This is a genomic window from Alishewanella sp. WH16-1 (genome assembly GCF_001441695.1).
In the GTDB taxonomy this organism is placed as follows: domain Bacteria; phylum Pseudomonadota; class Gammaproteobacteria; order Enterobacterales; family Alteromonadaceae; genus Alishewanella; species Alishewanella agri.
Genome location: NZ_LCWL01000063.1, coordinates 1 through 577, shown reverse-complemented (window position 1 = coordinate 577; position 577 = coordinate 1). Strand labels below are relative to the sequence as shown.

1 protein-coding gene is annotated in these 577 nt (G+C 44.4%); it reads left to right on the top strand.

Translation table 11 applies throughout. The annotated features are described in order from the left end of the window. Positions 1-577: IS4 family transposase (locus tag AAY72_RS05990; protein ID WP_156411288.1), on the top strand; the 577-nt coding region annotated here is incomplete at both ends.

The following is a 577-nucleotide window of genomic DNA, read 5'->3' as shown; positions in this document are numbered from 1 at the left end:
TTATGTCGCCAGAGTCAGAGGGAATGTGAAGCTGAAAGTGGCAGAGCAGGAAGAGTTTATCACTGTTAACCAATTTTATCGTAAGGCCAAAGCCAAGCCCAAGCATGTCGGCAACATCTTACTCACCCAATCTCAGAGCTATGAAACACAAGCTGTTTTGGTTGGAAAAGGTTACAAGTTATTGAAAAGAGATAAAAACAGGCAATACAAAGAGCCTTGGCTATTAGTTTCCTCTTTACCAGAAAGTCATGGATATGCCGAGAAAATTGCCAAATGCTATAGCTGCCGAATGCAGATAGAAGAAAGCTTCCGGGATCAAAAAAGTCACCGTTACGGGTTAGGTAGCGATCTACATGGTACTCGCAAGAAATCACGCTTGGAGATCTTACTGCTCTTGGCAGCCCTGGCTAACTGGTTTCATTACCTGCTTGGCAGTGCGGGTGAGAAGGCTGGCTTACAACGACGTTATCAGGCTAATACCGTTAAGCATAGACGAGTGCTCGCTCTTTGTTCCCTTGGGATACTGCTCTGTAAAGAGCAAAAGCTTAATATAAGTAGGCGATATTATCAGCAAGGG